Annotated in this window: 1 protein-coding gene; it reads right to left on the reverse strand. The window is 71.2% G+C overall.

Features of this window, described 5'->3' with window-relative positions:
- The coding region (locus ACIBH4_RS39460) for an SDR family NAD(P)-dependent oxidoreductase (RefSeq protein ID WP_399173883.1) at positions 1-10089 on the reverse strand (10089 nt) is incomplete at both ends.

Genomic DNA, 10089 nt, shown 5'->3' on the forward strand with positions numbered 1-10089 from the left:
GCGCGGAACCCGCACCTCACCCTCGCGCACCGCCACCTGCGGCTCACCCGAGGCCAACACCCCGGGCAGTGCATCGAGCAGGACCGACAGCGAGGCCTGGTCCCGGTCCATGTCGACCAGTACGAACCGGTCCGGATTCTCCGACTGAGCACTGCGGACCAACCCCCACACCCCGGAAGCCGGCAGATCCGCCACCACCTCGCCGTCACCCGACGCGACCGCGCCCCGGGTGACGAACACCAGGCGCGAATCGGCGAACCGCTCATCCGCCAACCACCGCTGCAGCAGGCCCAGAACGTGGGCGGTGAGCGCATGCGCCGACCCCACCACCCCGGCCGCCGACTCGGAGACCACTTCCGCCAGTACCACGGCCGGGACCGGACCCGCCTCGGCCAGCGCGGGCAGATCCGCATGCACCGGCACCACGTCCCCGACCGCCCGCAACGCCGCCGCGACACCCAGCGTGTCCGGACCGAGCACCGCCACCGACACCCGGTCGGCTTCGGACAGTCCACCTGCCGCAGCCCATTCCACCCGGAACAGCGTGTCCTGCCCTGCCCCACGACCATCGGAGATCGCCAGCTGCTCGGAGGAAATCGGCCGCAGCACCACCGACCGCGCCGACAGCACCGGCGCACCCGTCGCATCCATCGCGTTCAGCGAGACCGCATCGCCGCCCGTCCTGGCCAGCCGCACCCGCAGCACCGAGGCTCCGGCCGCGTGCAGGCACACCTCACCCCAGGAGAACGGCACCCGGACAGTCTCGGAATCGTCCAGTCCCGCGAACGGCACCACGTGCAGCACCGCGTCCAGCAGCGCCGGATGCAACCCGAACGAGTCCGCCTCGCTGACCTGCTCGGGCAGCCTCACCTCGGCGAAGATCTCACCGTCGCGTCGCCAGGCCGCCCGCAACCCCTGGAACGCCGGACCATAGGCGAAGCCGTCCTCGGCCAGCTCCTCGTAGAAGCCCTCCAGCTCGATCGCGGACGCCCCGACCGGCGGCCACACCGCCACATCGAACGGCTCGGCAGGCGAAGCATCCGTGGCAAGCGTGCCAGTGGCGTGCCGCACCCACGGCACCTCCTCGGCCGCGTCCGCCGACCGCGAGTACACACTCACCGACCGGCTGCCCGACTCCTCCGCAGCCCCCACCCACACCTGCACCGCCACCGCGTCACTCGCACCGAGCACCAGCGGCGCGGTCAGCGTCAGCTCCTCCACCAGGTCACAGCCGACCTGGTCACCGGCCCGCACCGCCAGCTCCACGAACGCCGAACCGGGCACCACCACCGAGCCCGCCACCACATAGTCGGCCAGCCACGAATGCGACGCCGACGACAACCGCCCGGTCAGCACCACCCCATCGGAGTCGGCCCGAGGCATCACCGCACCCAGCAGCGGGTGCCTTGTCGCGGCCAGGCCCAGAACACGGGCATCGCTGCTCTGCTTGGCGTTCGGCCAGAACCGCTGGTGCTGGAAGGCGTAGGTGGGCAGATCCACCCGGCGACCACCGGTCAATACCTGCCGCCAGTCCACCGTCACGCCGCGCACGAACAGCTCCGCCGCCGACGTCAGCACCCGATCCAGGCCGCCCTCATCGCGGCGCAACGTCCCAGCGATCACCGTGACGGTGTCGGTCTCGTCCACGCACTCGCCGATACCGACCGTCAGCACCGGATGCGGACTCACCTCCACGAACACCCGATACCGCTGCTCCAGCAACTGCCCAACCGCCGGAGCGAAGCCCACCGTGCGCCGCAGATTCTCACACCAATACCCGGCCTCCAGCTCCTGGCCCTCCAGCCACTGACCGGTCACCGTCGACAGCATCGGCACCCGCACCGGCTGCGGCACCACCCCCGCCAGAACCTGCGCCAGCTCCTCGCCGATCAGATCCACCTGCGCCGAATGCGAGGCGTAATCCACCGCGATCCGCCGCACCCGCACCCCTTCTTCGGCAAACCGCTCGACCAGCTCCTCGACGGCTTGAACCTCACCGGCCACCACCACCGAGTTCGGACCGTTCACCGCCGCCACCGACACCCCTTCGACCAAAGCGGCCTCAACCCGCTCGACCGGCAGCGCCACCGACGCCATCGCTCCATGTCCAGCAAGCCGTTCACCGATCAAACGGCTGCGCAATGCCACCACCCGCGCACCGTCCTGCAACGACAGACCACCCGCCACCACCGCCGCCGCGATCTCACCCTGCGAATGACCCACCACCGCATCAGGGCGAACCCCCAGCGACTCCCACACCGCCGCCAACGACACCATCACCGCAAACGACACCGGCTGCACCACATCCACCCGATCCAGCCCCGGCACACCCTCCACCTGCCGCACCACATCCAGCAACGACCACTCCACGAACGGCTCCAACGCCGCCGCACATTCGGCCATCCGAGCCGCGAACACCGCCGACTCCTCCAGCAGCCGCGCACCCATGCCCACCCACTGCGCCCCCTGACCCGGGAACACCCACACCGACTTCCCGTCGACGTCCGCCACACCCTCGACCACACCACCGGCCACCGGCTCGCCCGAGGCCACCGCACCCAGCCCAGCCAGCAACCCCTCACGGCCGGCACCGACAACCACGGCCCGGTGCTCGAACACCGACCGCGACCCCACCAGCGAGAACGCCACATCGGTCAGACCCAGCTCACCGCGCGTGTCCACGAACGCCGCCAGACGACCCGCCTGCGCCCGCAGTGCCTCCTCGGACTTGCCCGACACCACCCACGGCACCACACCCGTGGCCGGAGCCCGATCCTCGTCACGCGACTCCGCCTCAGGAGCCTCCGGTCCCTGCTCAAGGATCAGGTGTGCGTTGGTGCCGCTGATGCCGAACGACGAGACACCCGCCCGCCACGGGCGCCCGGCCTCCGGCCAGTCCCTGGCCTCGGTCAGCAGCTCCACCGCGCCGGAGGCCCAGTCCACATGCGACGACGGCGCGTCCACGTGCAGCGTCTGGGGCAGCACGCCGTGCCGCATCGCCATGACCATCTTGATCACACCCGCCACACCGGCTGCGGCCTGGGTGTGACCGATGTTCGACTTGATCGATCCCAGCAGCACCGGCCGGTCCTCCGGCCGGTCCTGACCATAGGTGGCCAGCAGCGCCTGCGCCTCGATCGGGTCGCCCAGCGTCGTCCCCGTACCGTGCGCCTCCACGACGTCCACCTCGGCGGCGGTCAGCCCGGCTCCGGCGAGTGCCTGGCGAATCACCCGCTGCTGCGAAGGGCCGTTCGGCGCGGTCAACCCGTTGGAGGCGCCGTCCTGGTTGATCGCCGACCCGCGCATCACCGCGAGCACCTCATGGCCGTTGCGGCGGGCGTCCGACAGCCGCTCCAGCACCAGGACACCCACGCCCTCGGACCAACTCGTACCGTCCGCGGTGTCGGAGAACGCCTTGCACCGCCCATCGGCGGCCAGTCCGCCCTGGGCGCTGAAGTCGATGAACACCCCCGGCGTGGCCATCACGGTCACACCACCGGCCAGCGCCAGCGAGCACTCACCGGAGCGCAGCGCCTGCGCCGCCATGTGCATCGCCACCAGTGACGACGAACACGCGGTGTCCACCGTCACCGCCGGACCCTCCAGGCCCAGCGCGTAGGCGACACGACCGGTGACGATGCTTCCGGAGTTACCGGTGCTGACGAAGGTCATCACATCCGGCGGGAACTCGGCGCTCGACCCGTAGTCGTGGTAGATCACCCCGGCGAACACGCCGGTACGGCTGCCACGCAGCGAGGTCGGGTCGATGCCCGCTCGCTCGATCGCCTCCCAGGACGCCTCCAGCAGCAGGCGCTGCTGCGGGTCCATCGCGAGCGCCTCACGCGGCGAGATCCCGAAGAACCCGGGATCGAAGTCGGTCGCGTCGACGAGGAACCCACCGTCGAAGTCCAGTTCGCCGCGTGCCTGCCAGCCTCGGTCCCGTGGCAGCGGGGAGATGGCGTCCTGCCCCTCGGCGACCAGCCGCCACAGATCCTCCGGAGAGCTCACCCCTCCGGGGTAGCGGCAGGCCATCGAGACGATGACGATCGGGTCGTCGGTCACCGAGGTGGCGACCACCGGGAGAATCGCGTCGCCGTGCACGCCGAGCACTTCGCTGAGCAGATACTCGCCGAGCACGGTGGGAGTGGGGTAGTCGAAGACGAGGGTGGAGGGCAGCCGCAGCCCGGTGGCGGTGTTGAGGCGGTTGCGCAGCTCAAGCGCGGTCAGCGAGTCGAAGCCCAGCTCACGGAACTCCCGCCGGACGTCCACCGACTCCAGCGAGGGGTGCCCGAGTACGGCGGCGGCCTGAGCCCGGACCAGGTCGATCAGCACCTGGAGCTGCTTGGGGTGGTCCAGGCCGGCCAGCTGCCGCGACAGTGCCTCGCCCGCACCACCGCCTCCGGCTGCCGACAGCGCGGCGGCCGTACGGCGGGTGCCGCGCACCAGCCCGCGCAACAGCGGCGGCACCAGCTGAGCGGGCATCGCCGGCAGGTTCAGCCGCACCGGGACCACCAGCGGTGAGTCCGAGCCCAGGGCCGCGTCGAACAGGGCGAGTCCCTGTTCGGTGGTCATCGCCGGCATCCCGGCGGCGGCCATCCGCTCCACACTGGCCTGCGACAGTCCCCCGGTCATCCCGGTGGCCTGCGCCCACAGTCCCCAGGTGAGCGACAGCCCCGGCAGCCCCTGCGCCTGCCGCTGGACCATCAGCGCGTCCAGCCAGGCGTTCGCCGCCGCGTAGTTGCCCTGACCCGCGTTGCCCATCAGTCCGGCGAGCGAGGAGAACACCACGAATCCGGCCAGGTCCATACCCTGGGTGAGCTCGTGCAGGTGCCAGGCGGCGTCCACCTTCGGCCGCAGCACGTTGTCCAGCCGCTCCGGCGTCAGCGAGGTGATCGCGCCGTCATCCACGATTCCAGCCGCGTGGATCACCGCGGTCAGCGGATGGTCGGCATCGATCCCGGTCAGCAGGTCGGCCACCGCGTCCCGGTCGGCCATGTCGCAGGCGGCGACCGTGACCTCGACCCCGTGCGCGATCAGCTCGGCCTGCAGCTCGACCGCACCCGGAGCGTCCAGACCTCGGCGGCTGGTCAGCAGCAGGTGCCGCACCTCGTGCTCGGCCACCAGGTGCCGGGCCAGCTCCGCACCCAGACCACCGGTGCCACCGGTGATCAACACCGTGCCCTGCGCATCCCACCGCCGGGGCATGGTCAGCACGATCTTCCCGGTGTGCCTGGCCTGGCTCATGAACCGGAAGGCGTCGCGGCTCCGGCGCACATCCCACGCCGTCACCGGCAACGGCCGCAGCTCACCGATCGCGAACAGCTCCATCAGCTCGGCCAGGATCTGCCGCAGCCGCTCGGCGCCGGCGTCCAGCATGTCGAACCAGTGGTACTCCAGCCCGGGGAACTGTCCCTGGTCGCGGATGTCCAGCTTGCCCATCTCCACGAACCGGCCCCCGGGGCGCAGCAGGCGCGCCGAGGCGTCGATGAGCTCCCCGGTCAGCGAGTTGAGCACCACGTCGATGCCCTGCTCACCGCACACCGCACCGAACCGCTCCTCGAACTCCGAAGTCCTGGAGGAGGCGATGTGGTCGTCCGGGATGCCCAGCGAACGCAGTACCTCCCACTTGGCCGGACTCGCGGTGGCGAACACCTCCACGCCCAGGCGCTGCGCCAGCTGGATCGCCGCCATACCCACGCCACCGGTGCCGGCGTGCACGAGCAGCCGCTCGCCCGCCCGCAACCTGGCCAGGTCCATCAGGCCGTAGTAGGCCGTCAGGAACGTCACCAGGATCGTCGCGGCCTGCTCGAACGAGATGCCGTCGGGGATCTTGGACAGGACGTGGGCGCTGGTGACCACCGGGCCGAACGCGCCCTCGGTCAGACAGACCACCCGGTCCCCCGGGCGCAGGTCCTCGACCCCCGGGCCGACCTCAAGCACCACACCGGCGGCCTCGCCACCCATCTGGCCGACCTTGTCCTGGAACCAGCCGAGTGCGTTCAGACCGTCCAGCAGGTCACGGAAGTTCACCCCCGCCGCGTGCACCGCGACCCGCACCTGACCGGCCTGCAGCGGCTCGGCCGTCTCCGCATACGAGATGAGCTCCAGCGCGTCCAGGCTGCCCTTGGCCCGGCTGCCCAGCCGCCACGCCGTACCCGACGGAGGCAACAGACCCGCACCCGAGGTCAGCGACGCCAACCTCGGCGCCCATACCCCACCCCCGCGCACCGCCGCCTGCGGCTCGCCGGAGGTCAGCACACCGCCCAGCAATCCGCTCAGCGCGCCGAGTCGCACCGACTCCTCGTCCACGTCCACCAGCACGAACCGGCCCGGGTTCTCCGACTGCGCGCTGCGCACCAGACCCCACACCGCCGCGGCCGCCAGATCGGTGACCACCTCGCCGTCGCCCGCCGCGACCGCGCCCCGCGTGACGAGCACCAGTCGCGACTCGGCGAACCGGTCATCGGCCAGCCACTCCTGCAACAGCCCCAGCACCCCGGCCGTCACCTGATGCGCCGATGCCACCGCGTCCACAGTCGACGCGGTCTCGACCTCGGCCAGTACCGCACCCGGCACCGCGCCCGCCTCGGCCAGCGCCGACAGATCACGATGAACCGGGACCGACTCCCACGTCCCCGCGAGACCGGACTCGAACGCCGCGAAGCCGACCATCGCCATCGGCGCCGGGTCGGCCGCGGTGACTTCGGAGAGTGCGGTCCACTCCAGCCGGAACAGCCCGTCGCGCTCCGTCGCGTGGTCACCGCCCGCGGCGGCGATCTGACCGGGTGAGAACGGACGCAGCACCAGGGAACGCGCCGACAGTACCGGCTCCCCTGCGGCGTCCACCGCCGTCAGCGTGGCCGAGTCGGCAGCGGTCCGGCTCATCCGAATGCGCAGCATCGCCGCGCCACCGGCGTGCAGGCTCACCTCGCTCCAGGAGAACGGCAACCGGCCGCCCTCGGAATCGTCCAGTCCGGCGAAGGCCACCGCGTGCAGCGCCGCGTCCAGCAGCGCCGGATGCACCCCGAACGAACCCGCACTCGACTGCGCCTGCTCGGGCAGGACGATCTCGGCGAACACCTCGCCGTCGGCGCCGTGCCAGGCCGCCCGCAGCCCCTGGAAGGTCGGACCGTACTCGAACCCACTTGCGGCGAGCCCTTCGTACAGGCCGCCCACCTCGATGGCGGTCGCACCCTGCGGGGGCCACACGGACGCGTCGAACGGCGCGACCTCGGAAACCCCGGTCGCGAGCGTGCCGGTCGCGTGCCGCATCCACGGCACGTCGTCGGCGGCCTGCGCCGGCCGCGCGTAGATGCTCACGCTCCGGTGACCCGTCTCCTGCGCGGCGCCCACCCATACCTGCACCGCGACGGCGTCGCTCTCGCCCAGCACCAGCGGCGCGATCAGGGTCAGCTCCTCGACCACATCGCAACCGACCTGGTCACCGGCACGGATCGCCAGCTCAAGGAACCCGGTTCCCGGGAAGATCACCGTCCCGGCCACCGCGTGGTCGGCCAGCCACGGATGCGACGAGAGCGACAGACGGCCGGTCAGCAGCACCCCGTCGGAGTCGGCCAGCCCCACGGCGGCGCCCAGCAGCGGATGACCGGCTGTAGCCAGCCCGGCCGCGGCCACGTTGCCCACCTGGGAGCCTGCTCCCTCGGGCCAGTACCGCTGGTGTTCGAAGGCATAGGTCGGCAGATCGACCCGGCGCCCGCGCGGGAGCACCGTCTGCCAGTTCACCGGCACCCCGTGCACGTGCAGACGGGCCAGCGCCTCGGTAACGGACTCGTGCTCGTTTTTGTCCCTGCGCAGTACCGGCACCAGCACCACGTTCGGATCCGGCTCCATGTCCGAGTCTGACGTCGCGGTGCTTGGGTCCGGCGTCAGCGTGTCCTGGGCCATCGCGGTCAGCACCCCGTCGGGGCCCAGCTCCAGATACGCCCGCACACCCTGCGCCTGCAAAGTGCTCACACCGTCGGCGAAACGAACCGCGCCACGGACCTGGTCCACCCAGTAGTCCGGCGAGCACAACTGCTCGGCTGTAGCCGCCCGCCCGGTCAGGGTCGACACGATCGGAGTCCTCGGCGCCCCGTAGGTGAGCCTGCTCGCCAGGGTGCGGAAGTCCTCCAGCATCGGGTCCATCAACGGCGAGTGGAACGCGTGCGACACCCGCAACCTCTTCGTCCTGATCCCCCGTTCCCGCAGGGCGGTGGTCACCTCCAGCACCGCCTCCTCGGTGCCGGCGATCACCACCGAGGTGGGGCCGTTCACCGCCGCGACCGACACCTCCTTCTCCCGCCCGGCGAGCAGCTCGGCGACCTCCTCCTCGGAGGTCTGCACCGCCACCATCGCCCCACCGGCAGGAAGCGCCTGCATCAACCGCGCCCGGCCCGCCACCAGCGCGCACGCGTCCGCGAGCGACAACACCCCCGCCACATGAGCAGCGGTGATCTCCCCGATCGAATGACCGGCCAGCACATCCGGCCGGATTCCCCACGAGGAGACCAGCCGGAACAGCGCCGTCTCCACCGCGAACAGCGCCGGCTGCGCCCACCCGGTCTGGTCGAGCGCCTCCGCCTCCGCCGAACCCGGCTCGGCGAACAGCACCTGCCGCAGCGATCCGTCCAGCAGCGGATCCAGCTCCGCGATCACCTCGTCCAACGCCGTCGCGAACACCGGGAAACGGTCATACAACTCCCGGCCCATCCCGGCGCGCTGGCTACCCTGACCGGTGAACAACACCGCCAGCTGCGGCTCGCCCGCGGCCACCCCGCGCACCACGCCCGCACCCGCACGGTCCTCGGCCAGGCCGGCCAGCCCGGCCAGCACACCCTCACGACCATCGGCCAGCACCACCGCCCGATGCTCGAACGCCGGACGGGTCGTGGCCAGCGAGAACACCGTGTCGGTGAGCGCCACCTCACGATGGCCCTCCACATGCGAGGCCAGCCGATCCGCCTGCGTCCGCAACGCCCCCGCCGTACGAGCCGACACCAGCACCGGCAGTACAGCCGCACCCGCGGCCGGCGCATCGTCCTGCGCCACCGTTTCGGCTTCGATCCGTAGGGCTGCCGGCCCCTGCTCAAGGATCACGTGCGCGTTGGTGCCGCTGATCCCGAACGACGACACACCAGCCCGACGCGGACGACCGGTCCGCGGCCACTCCGTCGTCTCGGTCAGCAGCTCCACCGCGCCCGCCGACCAGTCCACGTGCGAGGACGGCTCGTCCACGTGCAACGTTCTGGGAAGCACCCCGTGCTGGAGAGCCAGCACCATCTTGATCACACCGGCTACGCCCGCGGCGGCCTGAGTGTGACCGAAGTTCGACTTGATCGCGCCCAGCAGCAGCGGCCGGTCCTCCGGCCGGTCCTTGCCGTACGTGGCCAGCAGCGCCTGGGCCTCGATCGGGTCACCCAGCTTGGTACCCGTACCGTGCGCCTCAACCGCGTCCACCTCGGCGGCGGTCAGCCCCGCACCGGCGAGCGCCTGACGAATCACCCGCTGCTGCGAGGGACCGTTCGGCGCCGTCAACCCGTTCGACGCACCATCCTGGTTGATCGCCGATCCACGAACGATCGCGAGCACCTCGTGACCGTTGCGGCGGGCATCCGACAACCGCTCCAGCACCAGCATGCCCAGGCCCTCGGACCAGGTGGTGCCGTCCGCGGTGTCAGAGAACGCCTTGCACCGCCCATCGGGGGCCAATCCCCCCTGCGCGCTGAAGCCGATGAATCCGATCGGGGTGGTCATTACCGTGGCACCGCCGGCCAGCGCCAGGCTGCATTCACCCGACCTCAGCGCCTGCGCCGCCATGTGCATCGCCACCAGCGACGACGAACACGCGGTGTCCACCGTCACCGCCGGGCCCTCCAGCCCCAGCGTGTACGACAGGCGGCCCGACAGCACGCTGGCCGACATACCGGTGATGGCGTGGCCTTCCACATCTGCCGGGGTGTTCATCATCAGGCTCATGTAGTCCTGACCGTTGGTGCCCACGAAGACGCCGGTGGAACTGCCCTTCAGTGAGAGCGGGTCGATCCCGGCCCGCTCGACCGCCTCCCACACCCCCTCCAGCAGCAGTCGCTG

It is taken from the genome of Streptosporangium sp. NPDC050284 (assembly GCF_044459525.1).
GTDB lineage: Bacteria > Actinomycetota > Actinomycetes > Streptosporangiales > Streptosporangiaceae > Streptosporangium.